The sequence below is a fragment of the Bacillus sp. FSL K6-1012 genome (genome assembly GCF_037964915.1).
Classification (GTDB): domain Bacteria; phylum Bacillota; class Bacilli; order Bacillales; family Bacillaceae; genus Bacillus; species Bacillus halotolerans.
On the sequence record NZ_CP150175.1, the window covers coordinates 930,226 to 953,635 of the forward strand.

Below are 23,410 nucleotides of genomic sequence, written 5' to 3' on the forward strand. Positions count from 1 at the left end.
TAAGTAAGTGATAACATTTATCAAGGAGGATAAAAATGAATAAATCATTTGAAATTGGCACATTACTTTTAAGAGTCATCACAGGTATTATCTTTTTTGTTCACGGTTTATCAAAGTTTCAGGCAATGGAGGGCACCATCCAATTTTTCGGCAGCATAGGCCTTCCAAGCTTTATGGCGTATGTCATCGCAGCGATTGAACTCGTTGGCGGAGTGCTCGTCTTTTTCGGATTGGCTACACGTATTGTAGGTGTTCTGTTTGCTCTCACATTGATCGGAGCCATTATTACAGTGAAGCTGAAAGCGCCATTCATGGGCAATGCAGAATTTGATTACCTTCTGCTTTTGACATCCATTCACCTGGCGCTTACTGGAAGCAGATTCCTGGCACTGGACCCATTTGTGTTTAAAGCAAAAAAGAACGAAAACGTATCAGCATAAGAAAAGAGGCATACAGCATGACCAGCATTCATGAGGATACAACCATTGGCTATGTCAAACTCACAATCCGCAGTCTGGAGCGTTCCCTTCAGTTCTACTGCAACGTGATCGGCTTTCAAGTCTTGAATAAGACGGACCGCCAAGCTGAATTAACGGCTGACGGAAAACGCCCCCTGCTTATTCTGGAAGAAAATCCAAGCGCTGTCGTCTTGCCTGAACGCACGGTAACGGGCCTGTATCACTTTGCGATTCTGCTTCCCAACAGAAAGGAACTTGGTATCGCACTCGCCCGCTTGATTGAAAACGGGATTGCCCTCGGACAGGGAGACCACGCTGTCAGTGAGGCGCTCTATCTCTCTGATCCTGACGGAAACGGAATTGAAATGTACGCTGACCGTCCTCGCAGCACTTGGCAGCGGGATCGTGAAGGAAACTACGTCATGACAACAACTGCTGTCGACATCGAGGGCCTTTTGGAAGAGGCCGGAGAAGAGCGGAAAACAACGCTTCCAAACGGTACGGTCATCGGGCACATTCATCTGCATGTCAGCGATCTGAAAGAAGCAAAAGCGTTTTACACAGATGTGCTGGGCTTTGACATTGTCGGAGACTATGCGGGCATGTCTGCTCTCTTCATTTCAGCCGGTGGCTACCACCACCATATCGGCTTAAACATCTGGGCTGGGAAACATGCGCCGCCTAAGCCGGCAAATGCGAGCGGGCTCGACTATTACACCGTTGTCCTGCCTTATCAGGAGGAACTCAAACGTGTGGCGGACCGAGTCAAAAACGCTGGATATTCGCTTGAAGAAACGGAAAACCATTTTCTTGTGAAAGACCCTGTCTCCGGAGCACATATCAAATTTGTGATTTAACTGTCATCCCTTTGCCCGTAAAAAACGGCAGGGGGATTTTTTATTTCTGTCCGCCTTGTTATGATGGGAGAACCAACTTGTTAGGAGGCGTTTACATGGAACTCAATCACCTTGTGACGGGCAAAATCGCTTTAAATCAATATGTGCATCGCTTAGAGCAAAAGGATGTTTTATTTTACGTCCACTATTGGGGAGCGATGACGAACCACTATAACACACTGCTTCATAAGCATTCCTTTTATGAAATTTGTTACGTCGTAAGAGGTGAAGGATATTACCTTGAAGGCGATCGTACATATCCGCTTCGTGAACAGACGATTTTTTTGTCAAAGCCGGATCATTTGCACCAAATCAAAAGTGAAACAGGTCTGTTCCTTTTTTATGTTGCTTTCGAGCTGAGCGAGGATCAGTCAAGCGCCGAATGGATCAAAGTGATGGAAAAAGTGAAACAAAGTCCCCTTATCACAATGCAAATGAAAGCTGGCGAACCGCCGGGCCTGCTTTGGAAAACATTAATGCTGCAAGCAGCGCAGCCTGTCAATACTTTTGACAAAGAGATCCTATCTCATTTGTCGCATGCATTGATCCTGTCATTAATCCAAACCTTTCTCCCGGCCGCCCATCGCTCGAAACAAAAGCAGCCCATTCACACATCTTCTGCTTTGCTGACAGAGGTGAAACTGCACATAAAAGACAATCTGTCACAGCCGTTAAAGCTGACGGATGTCGCCAGCCACTTTCATATCTCAGGGAGACATTTATCACGTTTATTTGCAGCAGAACTGGGCGTCAGCTACTCAGAATTTGTCCAAAATGAAAAAATAAATAAAGCTGCCGAGCTGCTGAAATCAACGACTCTGTCGATTAAAGAAATAGCAGAAGAAATCGGTTTCTCAGTACATTATTTCACTCGCATATTTTCCGCCAAAATCGGCAGCTCTCCAGGGCTTTTCCGTTCCCTTTATAAAGATTCAAAAATGACCGCATTTCAAATCAATAAACCTTTTCAAAAAACCGAACAGGCCAAGCCGCACGAATAAGATGTCCTGAAATGACAAAACAATGTCTTCATATGATAAAGACGCGAGAAATCTCGTTGTCTTATAATCTTTTTAGAAAGCGGTTACAACAATGAATGTTGCTGAAGGAGGGATGCATTGGCTTATGCTTGGTGTCGGGTGCTCTGCCATTCTTGAAAGAAGGGGAAGAAAGCCGTGAGTACTAAAAAGAAAGAGGCTGTAAAAGAAAAAGAAAGCTTAGCTCATAAAGGGCTTTTACGAACGATTACATTGGTATCTACATTCGGCGGCCTATTGTTCGGTTACGATACGGGTGTCATTAATGGGGCACTTCCTTTTATGGCAACTGCAGGTCAACTGAATCTTACACCTGTTACAGAAGGACTGGTTGCGAGTTCCCTGCTTCTCGGGGCAGCCTTTGGGGCGATGTTTGGAGGACGTCTGTCCGATCGTCACGGCCGCCGAAAAACGATCCTTTATTTAGCCTTACTCTTCATCGCAGCCACACTTGGCTGCACCTTTTCACCAAACGCGTCCGTGATGATTGCCTTTCGTTTTCTGCTCGGACTGGCGGTTGGCTGCGCTTCTGTAACGGTTCCAACCTTTTTAGCGGAAATTTCGCCGGCAGAACGCAGGGGACGAATCGTGACACAAAATGAACTGATGATCGTAATTGGCCAGCTGCTGGCATACACCTTTAACGCCATTATCGGCAGCAGAATGGGGGAGAGCGCAAATGTATGGCGGTATATGCTGGTCATCGCGACACTTCCAGCTGTTGTGTTATGGTTTGGAATGCTCATCGTGCCTGAAAGCCCGCGTTGGCTGGCAGTTAAAGGCAGAATGGGTGACGCCCTGCGGGTGCTTCGGCAAATCCGTGAAGACAGCCGGGCACAGCAGGAAATAAAAGAAATCAAACATGCGATTGAGGGCACAGCAAAAAAGGCAGGCTTTCATGATTTTCAAGAGCCGTGGATCAGGCGCATTTTATTGATTGGGATCGGAATCGCCATCGTACAGCAAATTACCGGTGTCAATTCAATCATGTACTATGGGACAGAAATTCTGAGAGAAGCCGGTTTTCAAACAGAAGCTGCATTAATCGGCAATATTGCAAACGGTGTTATTTCAGTTATTGCGGTCATTTTTGGGATATGGCTTCTCGGCAAAGTCCGCCGTCGGCCCATGCTGATCATCGGACAGATTGGCACGATGACAGCTCTTCTGCTGATCGGGATTTTATCTATTGTCCTTGAAGGAACACTCGCCCTGCCGTATGTTGTTCTGAGTTTGACCGTTTTGTTTCTTGCATTTCAGCAGACAGCCATTTCTACAGTGACGTGGCTCATGCTCTCAGAAATTTTCCCTATGCATGTGCGGGGACTTGGTATGGGGATCAGTACTTTCTGCTTGTGGACAGCTAACTTTCTCATTGGATTCACCTTTCCCATTTTGCTCAATCATATTGGGATGTCGGCGACATTTTTTATCTTTGTCGCTATGAATATCCTAGCGATTCTATTTGTGAAAAAATATGTGCCTGAGACAAAAGGGCGGTCACTTGAACAGCTTGAACACTCCTTTCGCCAGTATGGCCGCCGCGATGATCAGGAAATCCAAAATCAAACAACTCACTTATCGTAACCTGCAGATACTAGGAGGAATCTATCAATGAAACTATCTTATGTAACAGACAGTTTAGGACATTTGCCTTTTGAAGAAATGCTCAATTTTGCCGCGGAGCTTGGCATTGATACGCTTGAAATGACAACCGGAGGCTGGTCGCCTGCGCCTCACTTGAATCTTGATGAACTGCTGCAAAGCAGTCACAAAAGAGAAGAATTTTCAGCAGCGCTGGAAAAGCGGAATATGACACTTTGCGCTTTAAACTGCTCGGGGAATCCTTTGGATCCAGGCGAACTGGGCAAATTGCACAGAGAAGTAACTGACAAAACGATGGAGCTGGCTGGATTATTAGGCGTCAAAAAAGTGATCATGATGAGCGGCCTGCCAGCCGGCGGCCCGGACGACAAAGTGCCGAACTGGATCACATACACAGTGAGCTGGCCTCCTGTTTTAAAAGATATACTCAATTATCAATGGGAAGATGTTGCGATTCCGTATTGGAAGGAGCTTGTCAAAAAAGCGGAAGCCTGCGGTGTTGAAAAAATCGCGCTTGAAAATTTCAGCTCTCAATTAGTCTATAATCCTGAGACTCTCTTTCGGCTCAGAAATGCAGTCGGCCCGATGGTCGGTTTGAATCTTGACCCGAGCCATTTGTTATGGATGGGCGCAGACCCAATCATCGCAGCAAGGGAGCTCGGAGAAGCCATTCACCATGTTCACGGAAAAGATGTCAGAATTGAAAGACATTTAGCTGCGGTTAACGGGCTGTTAGAAACAAAAGAAGTGACAGATCCTGCAAACCGGGCATGGAATTATGTAGCTGTCGGCTGCGGACAGGATTTACAGTGGTGGAAGGAATTTTTTTCAGTCGTAAAAATGATGGGGTATGACGGTGAGGTTTCCTTAGAAATGGAGGACCTGACGATGTCACCGGAAGCGGGCATCCGCACATCGATAGAAGCTTTAAAACAAACCATCAGCCAATAGGAGGTTTTCATCATGCTAAATGGAGAAAGAACCATTTCAAAACCGCTGCGCTGGGCAATGGTAGGCGGCGGGCGGCTCAGCCAGGTTGGATATAAACATCGTATTGGAGCGCTGAGAGACAATACTGCCTTTCAATTAACCGCAGGCGCCTTTGATATCGATGCCGAAAGAGGAAAAGACTTCGGGGTGAACCTCGGAGTGGAAGCGGAACGCTGTTATCCCGACTATCAAACAATGTTTGCGGAGGAAACGAAAAGAGAGGATGGCATAGAGGTTGTATCGATTGCCACTCCGAACGGCACTCATTATGAGATCTGTAAGGCAGCGCTTGAAGCAGATCTGCATGTCATTTGTGAAAAACCGCTGTTCTTCACTTCAGAAGAGGGCTATGAAATCAAAGCGCTCGCGGAGAAAAAAGGGAAAATTGTCGGCGTGACATACGGTTTTTCCGGCAATCAAATGCTCCTTCAAATGCGTGCGATAATTGAGCAGGGCAAGATCGGCGATATTCGTGTGGTTGACTTGCAGTACACACACGGTTTTTGTGCAGCAGATGAAGGCGAAAACATAAGCGCTGCACAGAAATGGCGTGTCGACCCTGCGATCGCCGGGCCAAGCTTTGTGCTGGGCGATTTATCTACCCACACGTATTATATGTCGCAGCTTATTATGCCGCATATGAAAATAAAAGAGCTGCTGTGTGACCGCCAGAGCTTCGTCGGCAGCCGCACGCCGCTTGAGGATAATGCCCATGTGCTAATGCATTATGAAAACGGGGCGGTCGGGACGATGTGGACATCATCAATCAATGCAGGGTGTATGGATGGCCACAGAATCAGAATTGTTGGCTCTAAAGCAAGCATCGAATGGTGGGACAGCAAACCGAACGAACTGACGTATGAAGTGCAGGGAGAGCCGATTCAGACACTCGTTCGCGGCATGCAATATTTAGATGGTGCATGCAGCGCCGATGAACGTCTCGGCGCCTTACACAGCGAAGGGCTGTCAGAGGCGTGGGCCAATATTTATCTTAAGTTTGCCATAGCAATTGACGCTAAAAATCGCGAAGATGAAGAAACCTTGAACAACTTAGTCTATCCTGACATTGATGCAGGGATCGAGGGCATCCGCTGGATTGAGAATTGCGTGCGTTCAGCAGACCAAGGATCAGTCTGGGTTGAATTCAAATAAATAAGTGGAAACGCCGCATATGACATAAAGTTCATATGCGGTTTTTATTTTCCAGAAACATCTGTAAAAAATAACAAGAGGCAGGTATGATAAGAAAGGAATTGCTTATAGGAGTGATGAGCGTGAAGGCTCTTTTATTTACAAGAATTTTCACCTTGATGGTGAGCTGTTCGATGTATCTGTCCCTCGTAAAGGATGATAACTGGTTTGAATATCTATTTATAGCGTTAGGAGCTGCCGTGTATGCAGCCAATCATTTTCTGCTGAAAACAGAGAAGTATGACGTCTGGTTTTGTCTGATTGATCTTACGGTCGGCTTTTCGTTTGGATTCATGTTTCCCGGCAATGGTTTGTTCATTATTATGCTATGCCCGGTAGCTGTCGCATTTTTTCTGCGCGGGTTCAATAGAAAAATGGCATGGTTTTTGTTATGTCTTTGCTCAATTTTGTTTTCAATTGTCCTCATACGTACATATCTGCTAGCCGGCAATGAATACGTCATGGATCACATCACCAGCATGACATTTGTGGTGTTCTGCGGGGTGGTCGGCAAATTAATCCGCAAACTTCTTGAAGCACAAGAAACGGCAAAACAGCAGTTTCAGGAACTGACGGATTCGCATCGGGCGCTGTCAGCAGCACACCAGGAGCTGCATTTATATGCGAAGCAGGTCGAAGAACTCACTGCCATTCACGAGCGGAACAGAATGGCACGGGACATCCATGATACAGTAGGGCACAAAATGACGGCGCTTCTTGTCCAGCTGCAGCTTCTGCGTGAATGGCAAAAAAGAGACAGCCGAAAAGCAGATGAGACAGTCGGCGTCTGTGAAACGCTCGCCCGTGAAGCACTCGGCGATATCCGCTTATCAGTCCGAACCCTGCAAACGGAGAACGATCCCTCATTCATTGAATCGCTGAAACAGCTGACAGAAGACTTTTACAAAAATGCGGGCGTCACATCCGAACTGACGGTCAGCGGCGATCCTGCGCTGGTCCCGCTGTCTCTGCATCCGACTGTGATCAGAACGGTGCAGGAGGCGCTGACCAATGCAAAACGTCACGGCGGCGCCACTGCCTGCTCGATTCAGCTCACGTGTTCACCGGAAACAGTCAGTCTTTTGATTAAAGATGACGGAAAAGGAAATCCTGAGGCCGCGCTGGGATTTGGTCTCTTGAATATGAAAAAGCGGGCGGCCGAACATGGCGGGATGATCCGTTTTGAAAGCGAGCGGGATCAAGGATTTACCGTGATTGCGGAATTTTCTTTGGCTAATAAAAAATGGAGCTTTGGGCCCGCACAGCAAAAGGAGAGTTTATCATGATTAAAATCATCATTACCGACGATCAGGATATCGTCAGAGAAGGGCTGGCGTCTCTGCTTCAGCTCCGGGAAGAGCTCGATGTCATCGCCACGGCGCGAAACGGACAGGAAGCCTTTGAAAAGGCGAAGGAGATGGAACCGGATATCGTATTGATGGACATCCGCATGCCGGTGTCCAACGGGGTGGAGGGAACAAAATTGATCACCAGCTCGCTGCCGGGCGTAAAGGTGCTGATGCTGACGACCTTTAAAGATTCAGAGCTGATTGCCGAAGCGCTTGAAGAAGGGGCAAGCGGGTACCTGTTAAAGGACATGTCAGCCGATACGATTGTGAAAGCGGTGATGACTGTTCAATCAGGAGGAATGGTGCTCCCGCCGGAACTCACAGCCCAAATGCTGAATGAATGGAAACGAGAAAAACAGCTGAAAGGAACGGAAGAGAAAGAAAAACCGAAGGAACTGCTCGACCTGACCGAGCGTGAAATGGAAGTGCTGGCTGAGCTCGGGTACGGACTGAACAATAAAGAAATTGCCGAAAAGCTGTACATTACAGAAGGAACAGTGAAAAATCACGTGTCAAACATTATCAGCAAACTGTCGGTCAGAGACAGAACCCAAGCCGCCATTTATTCCGTCAGACATGGCGTATCTGTCTTTTGATAGATGACGTTTGGCATATGCGTTGCCCTGAAAAGGCCTGTCACAGGCCTTTTTTTATGCCCGATGTTCTATCCGGCGCCACATGTTTCACGCCTCAATCTCTTCTACAATGGCAATGGGATAAAAAAAGGAGTGAAACGGCGTGCTTCAAGCAGAAAATATCAAAAAGGCATACGGAAAAAAAACAATTGTCAAAGGAATCTCTTTTTCCTTGAGAAAGGGTGAGTCGTTCGGACTTCTCGGACCGAACGGAGCGGGGAAGTCCACAACCATTTCTATGATTTCCGGACTTGTGCCGCTTGACGGAGGGGAGATTACAGTCGGCGGGTATGTCATCGGCAAAGACACGAACAAAGCCAAACAAAAAATCGGCATCGTCCCGCAGGAAATCGCCCTGTACCCGACACTGACGGCTCAAGAAAATCTCGTATTTTGGGGGAAAATGTATGGACTCACGCATGGAGAGGCCAAAAAAAGATCAGCAGAAGTCCTTGAATATGTAGGGCTTACTGAACGGGCTAAAGATAAAATCGAAACATTCTCCGGCGGAATGAAACGGAGAATTAACATCGGCGCAGCCCTTATGCATAAGCCTGAGCTGCTTATCATGGATGAACCGACCGTCGGCATCGACCCCCAATCGAGAAATCATATTTTAGAAACAGTCAAACAGCTCAACGAAACAGGCATGACCGTGATCTATACGAGTCACTACATGGAAGAGGTCGAGTATTTATGCGACCGGATCGGCATTATTGATCAGGGAGAAATGATTGCAATCGGCACAAAAAACGACTTGTGCAGCCGTCTTGGAGGAGATACGATCATCCAGATGACTGTCAGCGGGGCAGATGAAGGATTTCTTTCTGCTGTCCGCTCGCTTGCCAATGTGAATGATGTAATAGTGAATGAATCTGAGCTCAAAATTGAGGTTGCTGCGGCGCACCATGAGAAAGTAGTCACCAGCCTGCTCGCGGAAGCCGCTGCCCATCAAACGAATCTCCTGTCTCTTCAGGTTCAGGAGCCGAATCTGGAACGGCTGTTTCTGAATCTGACAGGCCGCACATTGCGGGATTAGGAGGGGCGGCGATGAAAAAAGCAATATGGATCGCATGGAAAGATGTCAAAATCAGAATCACGGACAAAAAAGGGTTTATGATGCTTATCCTAATGCCGCTGATCTTAACAGCCATATTAGGGGCCGCTCTTGGATCAATCCTTGGCGGAGGCAGCGGGATTGATGAAATCAAAGTCGGCTATGTCCAGTCTGATCAGTCAGGCGCGTCGAAGATGTTTAAAACAGACGTACTTGAAAAAATGAAGATGATCAAGGTCACAGAAGCCGGCAGTAAAAAGGAAATGAAAAAGCTGCTGGCGGAAAAGAAAATTGATGTCGGAATTGCCGTCCCGGCACATTGGGGATCCGGCAAGAAACCGGCCGCTGTCTATGCTGGCACTGATCAGGAATTAAAAAGCTCTATCATAGAAACGGCTGCAGTATCTTTTTTAGACCAATACAAGGCGGTACGAGAAGCGGCATCCGCCTCGATGGAATATGTCACCAAGACGGAAGCTGTAAAACAAGGAAAGCTCAATCCTGCCCTCATAGCAGAAAATCTTGCTAAGACGCTTGAAAAAGAAGCGGGTGCCAGGCTTGCTGTTACTGAGAAATCAGTCGGCGCAAAAGAAGTTACCAGTTTTCAATACTATTCGGCGGCAATGCTTTGCATGTTTATGCTGTTTCATATGACGGTCGGCGCGAAATCATTTTTGCTGGAAAAGGAAACAGAAACCCTTGCCAGACTGCTGATGACGCCTGCACAAAAATACGCCATTCTCTTCGGGAAGTGGCTCGGAACCTATTTGTTTGCCATTATACAATTTTTCATTTTTCTTATTGTGACCATCAATATATTTGATGTGGACTGGGGAGACAATCTCTTGTTTGTGTGCGTGCTGGGGCTTTCCTACGCAGCAGCTGTATCCAGCATTTCAATGCTTCTTGCTTCGTGCATCAGCGATATGAAGTCAGCAGATGTTTTAGGCGGTTTTGGAATTCAGGTGCTTGCCGTTCTCGGTGGTTCTATGCTTCCGTTTTATCAATTTCCGGATTTTCTGCAATCTGTTTCAAAGGCGGTGCCAAATCGATGGGCGCTCGAAGGCTTTCTTTCCTTAATGGAAGGGGGAGGCTGGGCTGAACTTCAAACGCCGGTCCTTCTTTTTGCGGCAATCGGTCTTTGTTCACTGGCTGTTGGCATCAGAAGGCTTCACACAAGATAAGGAGGTAAAACACGGTGAAAAAAATCATAGCCATTTGCGGCGTTGAGCTTTCTCTCATTTTTAAGAAGCCGCAGAACTATTTAATGATGTTCGCTGCCCCGCTGCTGCTGACCTTTGTATTCGGCGGTCTGCTCGGCGGAAGTGATGATAAGATGCGGCTTGCGATCGTCGATCAGGATGATACGCTTCTTTCACAGCATTATATCCGGGAGCTCAAGCAACATGATGATATGTATACATTTCAAACGATGACTAAAAGCAAAGCTTCAGAAAAACTGAAACAAAAGAAAATTGCCGGAGTCATCACCCTTTCCCGCTCTTTCCAAGAGAAGCTGGAAAAAGGAGAGAAGCCGGAGCTGGTCTTCAGCCACGGTCCAGAGCTGACAGAAGCGCCAGTCGCTAAACAGTATGCCGAAAGCAAGCTGGCAAAGCTCAACATTCAGGTAACCGCGGCAAAAACCGCGGCCGAGGCGGCGGGGGAGAGCTGGAAATCGGCTTATAAAACGGTAATCGCCAAAGATCATGGAGATAGCGCCCCAGCTGTAAAACGGGAATCTCTCAATGATAAAAAAGAAGGCAAGGGCGTAAGTGACACAGCTTCACGAGCTGCTGGCTTTTCCATTCTGTTTGTGATGCTGACAATGATGGGGGCAGCCGGCACGATATTAGAAGCTCGAAAAAGCGGCGTCTGGCCGAGACTGCTCACCGCGTCTGTCAGCCGCGCGGAAATCGGAGCGGGGTATGTGCTGTCGTTCTTTGTGATTGGCTGGATTCAATTTGGAATGCTGCTTCTCGCATCTCATTGGCTGTTCGGAATCAGCTGGGGCAATCCGGCTGCGCTGATCGTGTTAGTATCCTTTTTTCTGTTTGCAGTCGTTGGCATCGGGCTGATGATTGCTGCCCATGTCAGAACGCCAGAACAGCAGCTTGCTTTCGGCAACTTGTTCGTTATTGCGACGTGTATGGTGAGCGGAATGTATTGGCCGATAGAAATTGAGCCGAAGCTGATGCAGTCCATTGCTGACTTTCTCCCGCAAAAGTGGGCGATGAGCGGACTGACAGAAATTATCGCTAACGGGGCAACCATCACGGATATACTCGGCATTTGCGGCATCTTGCTTGCTTTTGCCGCCGTCACCTTCACAGCGGGGCTGAAAGCGCTCCGAACGTAAAAGCATCCGCCTCCGGGCAGATGCTTTTATCATTATATCGTGTGTTCTGTCAGGTTCAGTCTTTGTTCCAAGTGTTGTTTGCCGGACGGCCAGTCACCTTCGATTAAGGCCGCTCCTGGGTATTCTCTTGTATCATGGCTAAAATATGCTCCAGCCAGGATACGTAATTCTTTTCCCGTTCCAGCGCTTTTGTCAGTACCAGATAGTGGCCGAAATCCGGTGAAGAAAACGACATTGGCTCCGCTGAGGCCATTAGCTTTTCATAACTGCCTTGCAGATCAGCGAGCTTCTCCTTGCGCTTCAGCAGCTGGTCTGTAAACAAGTCGGCTGCCTCCTGGCGTGACAGAGAAGAAATGAAATAAGCCTTCAGCATAAATTCATCCTTCACTGTTTCCGGAATAGGGTGGTGGCGGGTCAGCCACACGTGAAGCTCCTGTTTTCCGCTGTCTGTCAGGGTATACATTTTTTTCTCAAGTTTTGTGCCCTGAATCGTTGTCCGGAATGTGATAAAGCCTTCATCTGTCAGCTTTTTGAGCTCCGGATAAATCTGGCTGTGCTTGGCGCTCCAAAACTGGCCGAGCTCCGCTTTGAAATAACTTGTAATATCATATCCGCTCAATTCGCCTTTTCGTAAAAGCCCTAATATGGCGTATTTTAATACTCTCATGCTGTCCTCCGTGTCTATGGCTGTTTTTGCAAACCAGAAGTTTTTTAAATGCCCTGCCGCAAAATCGTATCGTTCTTTTCTCTTATACGGAAAACAAAATTGAATTCCTTCTTGATACTCGTCCTATATAAAATAGTGAATGCCATCTTATGTTTAGCTTTCATCTGTTCCCTATATTATAGGAAAGGGAGACTGGGAACACAACCGCATGTCTCCTACGCTTATTGTCCTTTCAAGTTTCTTTCGAGTATATGGATCAAGTGTACTGCAGACAACTGCCAATCGACAGAATTAGGATTTAATCAAAATAATAGGTAAATTGAAGATTCTGATAAGTTTATATTTACCAAGTTTAAATTTAATTGTATAATCATTCTGGTAAATACATAATTGAGGAGAAACGTCAAATGAAAAGATTACTTATTGCATCAACTATTTGTCTATCAATGATTTTGTCTATTCTAGCAGCTCCGCCTTCAAGTGCGAAGGCAGAAACAGCACATAACCCTGTTGTTCTTGTTCATGGGATTAGCGGTGCATCATACAATTTTTTTGCTATTAAAAATTACTTAATCTCTCAGGGCTGGCAAAGCAATAAACTGTATGCGATTGATTTTTATGATAAGACAGGGAATAACCTAAATAACGGACCGCAGCTTGCAGCATATATTGATCGTGTTTTAAAAGAAACAGGAGCAAAAAAAGTAGATATTGTGGCTCATAGCATGGGAGGAGCCAATACGCTGTATGCTATAAAATATTTAGGCGGGGGCAATAAGATTCAAAACGTTGTCACGCTCGGAGGGGCTAATGGTTTAGTGTCATCTGTTGCGCTGCCAGGTACAGATCCTAATCAAAAGATCCTCTATACATCGATCTACAGTCTGAATGATGAAATTGTCATCAATAGCTTGTCTCGATTACAAGGAGCCAGAAACATCCAACTGTATGGCATTGGACATATTGGATTGCTTTCTAATAGCCAAGTCAACGCCTATATCAAAGAAGGATTGAATGGCGGAGGATTAAATACGAACTGATGCTTCAAAGATATGCGGCTATGTTAAAACCTGCTGTTTGGTTACAGCAGGTTTTTTGTTTTCTGACAGGTTGAAAAGAGCAGAAAGTCAGAACGAACACGGACCTTTTTGTAAGTTCTAATACAGTTATTCAGCACTTCCCGAATGAACACTTCATTGCTGAAGGTTTTCGCAAATGCGGGAGCCACCGTCTTCGAGACAAATTGTCTTATCCGCAACGCCAGCTTTTTTGGTAATTTCACTCATGGATGCCGAGGCAAATCGCGGATTTTGTAATTTTGCGGAATCAAAAAAGAGAACAGGACACTGTTCCCGTGCGTCAAGCATAGCAGACCGGCTGTACGGGACAAATGGCTGAGGGCGGTATGCCAAAAAGTTATGGGTCTTTATGGGTCTTAGTCGTTCATGCATACTGAAAGATAAGAAATCAGGCACTTTTTTCAATTGAAGCAGGTGTGTTATGGTACAACCATCGATTTCTAAAAATTTGAAATAAAGGAGCGCTGTTATGCAAATCAAAGAAATTTTTGTGATCCGCTGCATTTCGTGCTTAAGTGTCGTTCTGCTCCATATCATTTCAATGGTTCTGATGCTTCAGGCGGAAGCACTTGCCGATATTTCTCACACGGTTGATTCTTTGCGCACACTCCTGATGTTCAGCACGCCTGCTTTCATTTTCATCTCTGAGTTTTTGCTGGCGCGTTCTTATCCTGACGGGGTGCCGGAGGGGTTTTTGAAGAAGAGAGGAAAAGTGATTTTTATTCCCTTTTTGTTTATCGCAGCCATTGATGCCTTGCTGATGGCCAGTGCAATGGGGGGAAAGCTGACTTTTCTGGCGTTTGTGCAGAAATATCTGGAAAACGTATTTTTAGGAAACTTTATCGGATATTTCATTCTTGTCATCTTCCAATTTTATATCCTGCACATGCTCTTTCATGAGTATTTGAAAAAAGCATCGCCAAAATGGGTGCTGTCTGTTTCGTTTGTGGTGACAGCCGCTTATTTGGGCTATTTCTCAGCAGTCAGTCCGGCACCCGCTTCTGAACAAGGCGGTTCATTTCCGTTCTTCTGGGTTCCGTTTGCAGGCTGGCTTTTCTACTTTTGTCTCGCTTATTACTGCGGAAAAGAGTACAAGCGGTTTTTAGCGCTGCTGAATCAATACCGCTGGGTGGTATACGGCGCTGCGGTCGGGTCCGCCGCGTTGGTTGTGGCTGTTTCTTATTTCGGAGAGGTCGGCATGATCAGCTCAAAGCGGCCTGACATCATGCTTTATTCAACAAGTATGATTTTCCTGTGCTTTCACCTGTTTTCTAACATAAAGCAGGTGCCGAAAATCATTATGTTTATCAGTAACTATTCCTTTTCGATTTATCTGCTGCACGCTTATTTTATGATCATTGGCTATGTTTTGCTGTTAAATATGCCAGACATTCCCGCCGTGCCGGCCGTTTTCTTGCTGTTTGCCGTCTGCACAGCGGGCCCGATCCTGACATCCTGGACACTGAACAAGTTTAAATATGGATATTTGTTTGTAGGGAAAATCTATCAGCCGAAGAGGCAAAAAGTAAAAATGGAAGTGCGAGACCACGCAGGCTGAAAAATCACGGCAGGAGAAACGTTCCTGCCGTGATTTTTATGTTTGATTCACTTGCAATGCTGTTTTTAAATACAGTTTAGCTGCTTCAGCCATTCCTGATACATCAGCTTTATCTTCATTGAAATAAAGCGCGTTCTGGATCATGCCATCGTTCACATTAAGAAAAAACTTAGTAATCGTCGCCAGAGGCTGCCGCGGCTGAAATTCACCTTGATCGATTCCTTTTTGCAAAAGCTTCGAAAACCTTGTCACAAAAAGATCATAACGCTTCTCCAAATACTCGCGCCGTTCTTCATTGCGCCAAGCAGTCACCAAATATTCAAATTGCACCGGCGCCAATGTATCCGCCGCTCCACGTAGGCCTTCAGTCAGTCCATCGAGGTAGCTGGTAATAGTATCCCAGACACTTCGGTTTTCAGCTGATTCATCCAGCTTTCGGAGCCCTTCATCGAGGCCGGCCTCAATGATGCGGCGAAACATCTCTTCTGTACTGGAAAAATAAAGATAGACGCCGCCCCTGCTGAAGCCCGATTCCTCCACAACGTCCTTCATTGTCGTTAATTCAAATCCCTTTCGTTTAAAAACGGTTTTGGCGGCTTCTAAAATCTCGGCTTGCCGTTTATCTTTGTGCTCCTTTGTTACTTTCGGTGACAAAATATCGCCTGCTTTCTGCCATTTTCTTACCTATAAGTGTAGTCAATCCGGCCGCAATCAGCAAGCAGCCGCAGATCAGAAAAGCAAGAGATACGCCGATCAATTCGGCCAGCACGCCCCCGCCCGCCATGCCGAGAATGGAGGCGAGAGTCGTCATGCTCTGAATAGCGCCAAACACTCTGCCGCTATAATCAACAGGCACGGACGTCTGAACAAGAATTTGAAACGGGATATGGACGAGGCCGAAAGCTGCTCCCATGATGAAAAAAGCGAAGATAAAAAGTGCTGTGCCGACAATTCCGAGGCCTCCCAGAAATGGCACACATCCAGTTGCTATTCCAAGCAGACATGCCCCTAGTGTGAAATAAAGCAGATAAGAGGAAATTCGCCTTTTCCCTACAATGGCCGCCGTCAGCAGCATACCGGCCCCGCTTACGGCCATGCACCATCCTGCAAGTTCGGGCGGCGCACCGGGAAAAGAGCGGATGAGAATAATAGCCTGTGAATCGCCTATCTGCAATATGAAGAGAACAAAGCAAGCCGTGAACAAGCCCGTCAATAGAAGAGGTGTCTGTTTCATAAATAGAAAACCTTCTTTTATAGAAGCAAGTGCTGATGTTTTGTCTTGAGGTGTATTGGGTGTTTGCTGAAACGCATCTCTCGGAAGCAAAAACAAAATGACAGCAGACAGAAGAAAAGCGCCCGCGTTGATGAAGAAAACGGAATGAATGGAGACTGCGGCGACCATTATGCCGCCAAGCGCGGGACCGAAAATTTTTGCAGTGTTATCGATGATGCTGCTGATAGAAACGGCCTGCTGAAGGAAAGCTTCTGATGTCAATTCCTTAAGCTTGCCGTTTTTAGAAGGTGAAAACAATGAAGAAAAACAGCTCTGAAGGCTGAGCAATACGTAAAGCTGCCAAAGCTCACTGACATAAACACAGCTGATAACGGTGAGGGTGCGGCCGATTTCAGACAGAAACATGATCATTTTTCTGTCAAATCGATCTGCAAGCACACCCGATACGGGGCCGAGAACAATGACAGGCAGTGCAAATGACATCATTAAAAAAGACATATCCAGTGAAGAAGCATCCAGCTGAAAGGCGGCTAATGTTAAGACGGCCAAAATGTGCAGCCAGTCGCCAAGGGAAGAAATCGTTTGCGAGGCTAACAGCGTCATCAGCCCTTTATTTCTCCAAAACAATGATTGACCCATAGTTTTCTCCTCCTGCTCATAAAAGTGACACTAGTGTCGTTTTTATTGTATGGGAAAATAACACAATAAACAATGGTTTTCTTGTAAAATAATAAAGATTGAATAAAGCATTCAGGAGGGAGATGCACATGTCAACAGCCAATCTAAGCTATCCGATAGGAGAGTACAAGCCTAGGAAATTCATATCAAACGAGCAGAAAGAAGAATGGATTCAAGTGCTGGAGGAAGTGCCGGCTAAGCTGAAGCAAGCCGTTGAGAGAATGACGGACAGCCAGCTTGATACACCGTACCGAGACGGCGGATGGACCGTCCGTCAAGTTGTTCATCATCTGGCTGACAGTCATATGAACAGCTATATCCGTTTTAAATTAAGCTTGACAGAAGAGACGCCGGCCATCCGTCCGTATGATGAAAAAGCATGGTCGGAGCTTGAAGACTCCAAAACAGCGGAGCCGAGCGGTTCACTCGCGCTTTTGCAGGAGCTTCACGGAAGATGGACGGCTCTTCTCCGCACTCTGACGGATCAGCAATTTCAGCGCGGATTTTACCATCCCGATACAAAAGAGATCATTACCCTAGAGAACGCGCTCGGGCTGTATGTCTGGCACTCACATCACCATATCGCTCATATTACGGAGCTTTCCAAACGGATGGGGTGGTCTTAACGCTTTTGCCGGCGGAAAGCCGGGAGACTGATTGCTGCAATCACCAGCAGAGAAATCACAGCCGCCGCCGCATATAAATGATCATAGCCGCTGGCAACACTGGCCTGAATGGCATCGCTTATCGCAGTTTTGACTTCAGGCACAGGAATGCGTTCGATCTGTTCTTGTAAAGAAGAAACATCTGAACTGTCGATCTCGGGAATCATCTGCATAGCCTTCCCTGACTGTCCGCTGTCCGATAAGCGGCTGCTGATTTCATCGCCGATTTGGTCAAACCCTGCTGTGATAAAACCTGCATAAAGAGTAGGCGCCAATGTCAGTCCGATTTGCCTTACTAATGAAAGCGTGCCGAGCGCCGTGCCCTTATTCGCTTTAGCTGCTTCTGATACAAGAACATTCAGCGGAGCGCCTAGCAGAAAGCCAAAACCGATGCCGGCCGCCACGCTTGCAATGACAAACTCCCATTTTTCCGTCACCCAAAGCGGAAATAAAGCAAATCCCGCACATGAAATAATTCCTGAAAGCACAACAGTTTTCACCGGTCCTTTTTTGTCGGTGAGCGCTCCGCCAAGCCAAGCGCCGATTCCGGAAGCTAAGGCAAGAGGTGTCATCCAATAGCCCGCTTTTGCGGCAGGAACGCCTAAATATTGCTCAACATATGACGGAATAAAAATAACCGCCGCCAAGAGGCCCCCGGATAATAAACCGATGATAAGCGTTCGCTGAAACATGTGATTCCGAAGTAAAGAATACGCCAGAATGGGATCGCCCCCGCGCATTTCCATCCGCTTCTCAAACCATACGAGCGCCGCAAAACAAAAAATACCGAAAACAATACATCCATAAACCTCAGGATCTCCCAGGCTTTTTAAGAGATTTGCCCCGTCAAGGTTTGTCATGCCGTACATTACAGCCAAAATTGACAAGGACAGAAGAAAAATTCCGGCCGTGTCGAGACGTTTGGCCTCCGGCGCTTTGGTTTCCACAATAAAAAATGCACCGAAAACAACCAGCAGCACTGCAATCGGCAGGTTAATCAAAAACAGCCAATGCCATGACCCGGTCCAATCAAGCAGAAAGCTTCCAATATTGGGTCCGAGCACAGCAGCCATCCCGTTCATCGCCCCTAGCAAACCAAGGGCCTTCCCTTGCTTTTCCTTTGGAAGTGTAGCAAGGACGTGAGAACTTCCGATGATGAAAATCCCGCCGCCTCCAAGCGCCTGAATCAGCCGTGAGATAAGAAATAGCGGAAAGCTTTGGCTTAAAGCGACAAGCAAAGAACCAAGCCCGAAAAGGCCGACTTCAATAAGAAACAGCTTTTTTCTGCCGTAGCGGTCGGAAAGCTTTCCGACGATCGGCACACTGACGCTGAGACCGAGCGTATAAAGCGTAATGCCCCATGAACCCCAAGACGGAGAAACGGCAAACGATTCGTTTATCGTGGTCAGCGCAGCGGAGATGATCCCGTTATCCAGCGCAGCCATAAACACACCGATGGTAAACAGGCTGATCGCCCACTTTTGGCTTTTTTGATCTGCCAATGCCTTATGCATATTCATCACTCCTTTTACTTCACTCAGAATATATTATTCATTTAAAATGAACTAAATGTCAAATAAAAAAAGTCTGCCTCCGCAGTTTGCGTGAGGACAGACTTCGCTGACATTATTCTTTTTTAGCCTGCTCCAGCGCTCTGGAAAGAACAGAAAGCCCTTTGGAAACAGCTTGCTTTTCATCAGGAGACAGTATCTCCAAGGAACGCTTCAATTTCATATGGCCCTTTTGATAAAGCCCGCGAAAAATATTTTTCGCATCCTCCGTTAAATGAACAACCACTGAACGGCGGTCCTCTTCAGAGTGTGAGCGTTTAACAAAGCCGGACTTCTCAAGGCGGTCAAGCAGCCCGGTTGTATTTGACAGGGAAGCCCCCATTTTCTCTGCAATTTCACTGACCTTCAGCGTTCCGTGATTGTTTAAAAGCATGAGCACTTTCATTTGCGGCATGCTCATATCCAGCTTCATCCACTCAGATACATCACCGAGCCCGGCAGATGTTAAGACTTTCATATAAAGCACCCAGATTTCCCGTTCCTCAGATGAAAGAATATTTTCGTTTAATACTGTTGTATCATGTAAGTTATATTCCATTTGATCACTTCCTCGTCATTCGCTCCTCTTACCATATTACTCGATTTTAACCGCTGAAAGAAAGTCAGCATAAACCGCAGATGAGTCTTTGTCCGAAAAATAGCGGTAGTGTATAATGAGTTGGAGATTATTGGGGAAAGAAATATCGAACTGTATATGATTGGAGAGACCATTGCTGATTAAAAAGAATGCTTTATCAATTTTAAAAATCGTTTTTCCTGTTGCTGTTTTACTATTTGTGTTTTATCAGTCGAAAAAAGAATTGACAAACCTGTCATTCAAACGAACGCTTATGGTTATCAACGGGCTGGAGCGGACCGACTTATTCATTCTTGTGCTCATCGGCCTGCTTGCTGTTGCGGCCATGTCACTATATGATTACGTTCTTAAATACTCGCTGCGCCTTTCGATCACAAACGGAAAGGTATTCAGGGTTTCCTGGATCGCCAATTCATTTAATAATGTGCTCGGGTTCGGCGGTTTAGCCGGTGTCGGGTTAAGAATGATGTTCTATAAGGAGCATACGAAAGACCATAAGGCGCTCGTGAAAGGAATCGCCTGGCTAACGTCATCTATGCTGCTCGGGCTATCTGTTTTCAGCATTTTCGTCGCAGCGCGGGTGCTGCCAGTGGATGAAGTGATCCATGAAAAGCCTTGGCTGTGGGCAGTCGTTATCGGTTTCGCGCTGATTTTGCCGTTATCCTTGGCGGTGGCCAAAATAAAAGGCCGCAAAGCCGGAGACGAAGAAAATGAGGATAAAGTGAAAAATCCGATTTTCGCTTATATCGGCGCTTCCGTTGCCGAATGGCTCATGGCTGGAGTCGTCATCTATTTTGCTTTGTTCGCCATGGGCATTCATGCTGATATCCGGTATGTGTTTGGGGTGTTCGTCATTGCGGCGATCGGCGGGATGATCAGCCTCGTGCCGGGCGGTTTCGGCTCGTTCGACCTTTTGTTCTTGCTCGGTATGGAGCAGCTTGGCTATCATCAGGAAGCCATTGTTACGTCAATCGTTTTGTACAGGCTCGCCTATTCATTTATTCCATTTGTTTTGGGGCTGTTCTTTGCTGCCGGCGACCTGACCGAAAATACAATGAAACGGCTCGAAACGAACCCGCGCATCGCACCGGCTATCGAAACGACAAACGTGCTGCTTGTCGTACAGCGGGCCATGTTAGTGAGGATTTTACAGGGATCGCTTTCACTTATTGTGTTCGTAGCCGGTCTCATTGTCCTTGCGTCGGTGTCACTGCCGATTGATAGGCTGACAGTCATTCCGCACATTCCCCGTCCGGTCCTTTTGCTGTTCAACGGGCTGTCCTTAAGCTCAGCGCTCATTTTGCTGATATTGCCGATCGAGCTTTATAAACGGACAAAACGGTCCTATACAATGGCGATTACAGCACTTGTCGGCGGATTTGTTTTCAGCTTTTTAAAAGGGCTCAATATCAGTGCAATATTCATATTGCCGATTATCATCGTCTTGCTTGTGCTGCTGAAAAAACAATTTGTCAGAGAACAGGCTTCCTATACACTAGGGCAAATGATTTTCGCTGCGGCCCTGTTTACTGTGGCACTGTTTAACTATAACCTTATCGCAAGCTTCATCTGGGATCGGATGAAAAAGGTGCTGCGCCACGAATATTTCGTCCACAGCACTTCCCATATTACACATGCGACCATCATGGCAGTCATCGCCGTTCCGCTGTTCTTCTTTATTTTTACAGTGGTGTACCATAAGAAAACCAAACCAATTGGGGAAAAAGCTGATCCAGAACGTCTTGCTGCGTTTCTCAATGAAAAAGGCGGCAACGCGCTCAGCCATCTCGGCTTTCTGGGGGATAAGCGGTTTTATTTCTCAAGCGACGGCAATGCATTGCTTCTGTTTGGGAAAATTGCAAGACGGCTGGTCGTGCTCGGCGATCCGTCAGGCCAAAGAGAATCGTTCCCGCTTGTGCTCGAAGAATTTCTTAACGAAGCACATCAAAAGGGGTTCAGTGTTTTGTTCTATCAAATCGAACGAGAGGACATGGCGCTGTACCACGATTTTGGGTATAACTTTTTTAAACTTGGCGAGGAAGCCTATGTGGACTTAAACACGTTTACCATATCAGGGAAGAAAAAAGCAGGCCTGCGGGCGATCAATAACCGGTTTGAACGGGAGGAATATACTTTCCATGTTGATCATCCTCCATTTTCAGAAGCGTTTTTAGAAGAGCTCAAACAAATCTCCGATGAATGGCTCGGCTCGAAAAAGGAGAAGGGCTTTTCGCTCGGGTTCTTTGATCCGTCATATTTACAGAGAGCACCGATCGCCTATATGAAAAATGCCGAAGGGGACATTGTAGCTTTCGCAAATATCATGCCGATGTATCAGGAAGGCGAAATCTCGGTCGATCTGATGCGCTATCGCAGCGACGCCCCGAACGGTATTATGGATGCATTGTTCATCCGCATGTTTTTATGGGCGAAGGAGGAGGGGTGCACGTCATTTAACATGGGCATGGCGCCTTTGGCCAATGTCGGCACAGCCTTTACATCCTTTTGGTCAGAACGCTTCGCGGCTGTCATTTTTAATAATGTTCGGTACATGTACAGCTTCAGCGGGCTCCGGGCATTTAAAGAAAAATACAAACCTGAATGGCGCGGAAAATACTTGGCGTATCGGAAAAACAGATCTCTTTCTGTCACCATGTTCCTCGTCACGCGTCTGATCGGCAAAAGCAAAAAAGACTCCGTCTAAACAGACGGAGTTCTTTTTTTTATTTAGACTTTAAGAAATACGTTTCAATATCGTCAAGCAGATAGTTTGCGGCTTTGATTCCGCCTGCGGTTGTCCACACGACGTCATCGACCTCATGGGCGTTCCCTGATTTCACAGCCTTGAGGTTTTTCCATAGTGAACTGCTCGTCCACTGATTGGCCCATTTTTCATTATCTTTTGCATTATCGGCTTTATAAGTGAAATAAAAAAGCACATCGCCATCCATATCAGGAATGGATTCTTTGCTGTCTGTTGAGAACGTGAATTGGTCCTTTTGTTTCTTGAATAGCTCAACTTGCTTTTCAGGACGTTTAAAACCAAGCTGGTCTAAAATAATGCCAGAGAATGAATCCTTATAATAGATTCTTGACTCGCCGGACAGAAAGCGTACAACAGACACAGTTTTGTTTGTCTGATCGCCAAGCTTATCTTTCATATCGGCAACGCGCTTATCAAAATCAGCAATGACTTCTTTGCCTTTGTCCGCCTTATTCACCGCGTCGGCATAAAGAGTCAGGTTATCCTTCCAGTTCCCGGCTAAAGATTCAGCAAAAACCGTCGGCGCAATCGCATTTAACTGATCATAAATCTTTTCTTGGCGCACTTTATTTCCAATAATCAAATCAGGCTTTAATTCCGCGATGGCTTCCACATTCGGTTCAGTTTCTAGCCCGACGTTTTTAACACCTTTCATATCGTCTTTCAGGTAGTCATACCACGGGTCGCCCTTCCATGACTTCACGGCCCCGACAGGTTTAATGCCAAGCGCTAAAAGCGCCTCTGTTCCTTCATTTGTTAAGACGACAATCCGTTTTGGATGGGCTGGAATGTTGTCTGATGTCCCCATTGCATGTTTAACTGTTCTTGTTTTGCTGCTTGACCCCTCGCTGTTACTTGAACTTTCTGAACTATTACAGGCAGAAAGCACCATAACGGCCATAAGTAATACAAATAGCATGCTGATATGCTTTTTCATCTTTTTCCTCCCAATATTGAAATTCATTATCATTTAGATCATAATAAGCAGTGGTGAGAGTGTCAATCATTAATTGAGGATGATTCTCAAAAACAATCAATTTACT

At 46.3% G+C, this 23,410-nt stretch carries 21 protein-coding genes; 15 read left to right on the forward strand and 6 right to left on the reverse strand.

Annotation, left to right across the window (positions count from 1 at the left end; all coding sequences use genetic code 11):
* The first annotated feature begins 35 nt into the window (after nucleotides 1-35).
* The 11 genes from catD (at nucleotide 36) to NSS75_RS04755 (ending at nucleotide 11,574) form a co-directional block, all read left to right on the forward strand.
* Entirely contained in the window at nucleotides 36-440 is a 405-nt protein-coding gene (gene catD / locus NSS75_RS04705; RefSeq protein ID WP_024120620.1) for a DoxX family oxidoreductase CatD, read from the forward strand.
* A 17-nt stretch (nucleotides 441-457) separates the two neighbouring features.
* Entirely contained in the window at nucleotides 458-1,315 is an 858-nt protein-coding gene (locus NSS75_RS04710) for a VOC family protein (RefSeq protein ID WP_024120621.1), read from the forward strand.
* A gap of 95 nt (nucleotides 1,316-1,410) precedes the next feature.
* On the forward strand, nucleotides 1,411-2,355 hold the full coding sequence (locus NSS75_RS04715; protein WP_101860277.1) for a helix-turn-helix domain-containing protein: 945 nt from the start codon (nucleotides 1,411-1,413) through the stop codon (nucleotides 2,353-2,355).
* 174 nt (nucleotides 2,356-2,529) lie between these two features.
* Nucleotides 2,530-3,978: a sugar porter family MFS transporter gene (locus tag NSS75_RS04720; protein WP_024120623.1), complete on the forward strand. Its 1,449-nt coding sequence runs from the start codon at nucleotides 2,530-2,532 to the stop codon at nucleotides 3,976-3,978.
* A gap of 27 nt (nucleotides 3,979-4,005) precedes the next feature.
* A complete protein-coding gene (locus NSS75_RS04725) occupies nucleotides 4,006-4,947 on the forward strand; it encodes a sugar phosphate isomerase/epimerase (protein WP_024120624.1) in 942 nt (313 codons plus the stop codon).
* Nucleotides 4,948-4,956: 9 nt separating this feature from the next.
* A complete protein-coding gene (locus NSS75_RS04730) occupies nucleotides 4,957-6,138 on the forward strand; it encodes a Gfo/Idh/MocA family oxidoreductase (protein ID WP_339237560.1) in 1,182 nt (393 codons plus the stop codon).
* A gap of 122 nt (nucleotides 6,139-6,260) precedes the next feature.
* Nucleotides 6,261-7,463 (forward strand): sensor histidine kinase, encoded by a 1,203-nt coding sequence (locus NSS75_RS04735; protein ID WP_038954171.1) that lies wholly within the window; start codon nucleotides 6,261-6,263, stop codon nucleotides 7,461-7,463.
* A complete protein-coding gene (gene lnrK / locus NSS75_RS04740) occupies nucleotides 7,460-8,122 on the forward strand; it encodes a two-component system response regulator LnrK (RefSeq protein WP_216394910.1) in 663 nt (220 codons plus the stop codon). Before NSS75_RS04735 ends, lnrK begins: the two co-directional genes overlap by 4 nt.
* A 142-nt stretch (nucleotides 8,123-8,264) precedes the next feature.
* Nucleotides 8,265-9,200 carry an ABC transporter ATP-binding protein gene (locus NSS75_RS04745; protein ID WP_103672432.1) on the forward strand — a complete coding sequence of 312 codons (936 nt, stop codon included), beginning with the start codon at nucleotides 8,265-8,267 and terminating at the stop codon, nucleotides 9,198-9,200.
* An 11-nt stretch (nucleotides 9,201-9,211) separates the two neighbouring features.
* Nucleotides 9,212-10,402 carry an ABC transporter permease gene (locus tag NSS75_RS04750; RefSeq protein ID WP_339236238.1) on the forward strand — a complete coding sequence of 397 codons (1,191 nt, stop codon included), beginning with the start codon at nucleotides 9,212-9,214 and terminating at the stop codon, nucleotides 10,400-10,402.
* Nucleotides 10,403-10,416: 14 nt separating this feature from the next.
* Nucleotides 10,417-11,574, forward strand: a complete 1,158-nt coding sequence (locus NSS75_RS04755) for an ABC transporter permease (protein ID WP_339236241.1) — start codon at nucleotides 10,417-10,419, stop codon at nucleotides 11,572-11,574.
* Between the two features lie 103 nt (nucleotides 11,575-11,677).
* Here the strand turns inward: NSS75_RS04755 and NSS75_RS04760 are convergent, their stop codons facing one another.
* On the reverse strand, nucleotides 11,678-12,241 hold the full coding sequence (locus tag NSS75_RS04760; protein WP_095714600.1) for a PadR family transcriptional regulator: 564 nt from the start codon (nucleotides 12,239-12,241) through the stop codon (nucleotides 11,678-11,680).
* Nucleotides 12,242-12,648: 407 nt separating this feature from the next.
* Between NSS75_RS04760 and NSS75_RS04765 the strand changes: the two genes are divergently transcribed.
* Both NSS75_RS04765 and NSS75_RS04770 read left to right on the forward strand, forming a co-directional pair.
* Nucleotides 12,649-13,281 carry a triacylglycerol lipase gene (locus NSS75_RS04765; RefSeq protein ID WP_095714599.1) on the forward strand — a complete coding sequence of 211 codons (633 nt, stop codon included), beginning with the start codon at nucleotides 12,649-12,651 and terminating at the stop codon, nucleotides 13,279-13,281.
* 508 nt (nucleotides 13,282-13,789) lie between these two features.
* Nucleotides 13,790-14,878, forward strand: coding sequence for an acyltransferase family protein (locus NSS75_RS04770; RefSeq protein ID WP_213418439.1), 1,089 nt, complete (start codon nucleotides 13,790-13,792; stop codon nucleotides 14,876-14,878).
* 36 nt (nucleotides 14,879-14,914) lie between these two features.
* Here the strand turns inward: NSS75_RS04770 and NSS75_RS04775 are convergent, their stop codons facing one another.
* Nucleotides 14,915-15,532 carry a TetR family transcriptional regulator gene (locus tag NSS75_RS04775; protein WP_339236249.1) on the reverse strand — a complete coding sequence of 206 codons (618 nt, stop codon included), beginning with the start codon at nucleotides 15,530-15,532 and terminating at the stop codon, nucleotides 14,915-14,917.
* Nucleotides 15,498-16,751 carry an MFS transporter gene (locus NSS75_RS04780; RefSeq protein ID WP_101863582.1) on the reverse strand — a complete coding sequence of 418 codons (1,254 nt, stop codon included), beginning with the start codon at nucleotides 16,749-16,751 and terminating at the stop codon, nucleotides 15,498-15,500. Before NSS75_RS04780 ends, NSS75_RS04775 begins: the two co-directional genes overlap by 35 nt.
* Before the next feature lie 128 nt (nucleotides 16,752-16,879).
* On the opposite strand from NSS75_RS04780, the gene bstA reads away from it, so the two are divergent.
* Nucleotides 16,880-17,416 (forward strand): bacillithiol transferase BstA, encoded by a 537-nt coding sequence (gene bstA, locus NSS75_RS04785; RefSeq protein WP_339236254.1) that lies wholly within the window; start codon nucleotides 16,880-16,882, stop codon nucleotides 17,414-17,416.
* On the opposite strand, the gene NSS75_RS04790 is transcribed toward bstA, so the two are convergent.
* Nucleotides 17,413-18,969 carry an MFS transporter gene (locus NSS75_RS04790; RefSeq protein WP_339236257.1) on the reverse strand — a complete coding sequence of 519 codons (1,557 nt, stop codon included), beginning with the start codon at nucleotides 18,967-18,969 and terminating at the stop codon, nucleotides 17,413-17,415. The genes bstA and NSS75_RS04790 overlap by 4 nt on opposite strands.
* A 112-nt stretch (nucleotides 18,970-19,081) precedes the next feature.
* Nucleotides 19,082-19,564 (reverse strand): MarR family transcriptional regulator, encoded by a 483-nt coding sequence (locus tag NSS75_RS04795; RefSeq protein WP_198097860.1) that lies wholly within the window; start codon nucleotides 19,562-19,564, stop codon nucleotides 19,082-19,084.
* A gap of 172 nt (nucleotides 19,565-19,736) precedes the next feature.
* Here NSS75_RS04795 and mprF point away from each other — a divergent pair, with 172 nt between their 5' ends.
* A complete protein-coding gene (gene mprF, locus NSS75_RS04800) occupies nucleotides 19,737-22,307 on the forward strand; it encodes a bifunctional lysylphosphatidylglycerol flippase/synthetase MprF (RefSeq protein ID WP_339236262.1) in 2,571 nt (856 codons plus the stop codon).
* Between the two features lie 19 nt (nucleotides 22,308-22,326).
* On the opposite strand, the gene NSS75_RS04805 is transcribed toward mprF, so the two are convergent.
* Nucleotides 22,327-23,304: an iron-siderophore ABC transporter substrate-binding protein gene (locus tag NSS75_RS04805; RefSeq protein ID WP_024120640.1), complete on the reverse strand. Its 978-nt coding sequence runs from the start codon at nucleotides 23,302-23,304 to the stop codon at nucleotides 22,327-22,329.
* Between the last annotated feature and the right edge of the window lie 106 nt (nucleotides 23,305-23,410).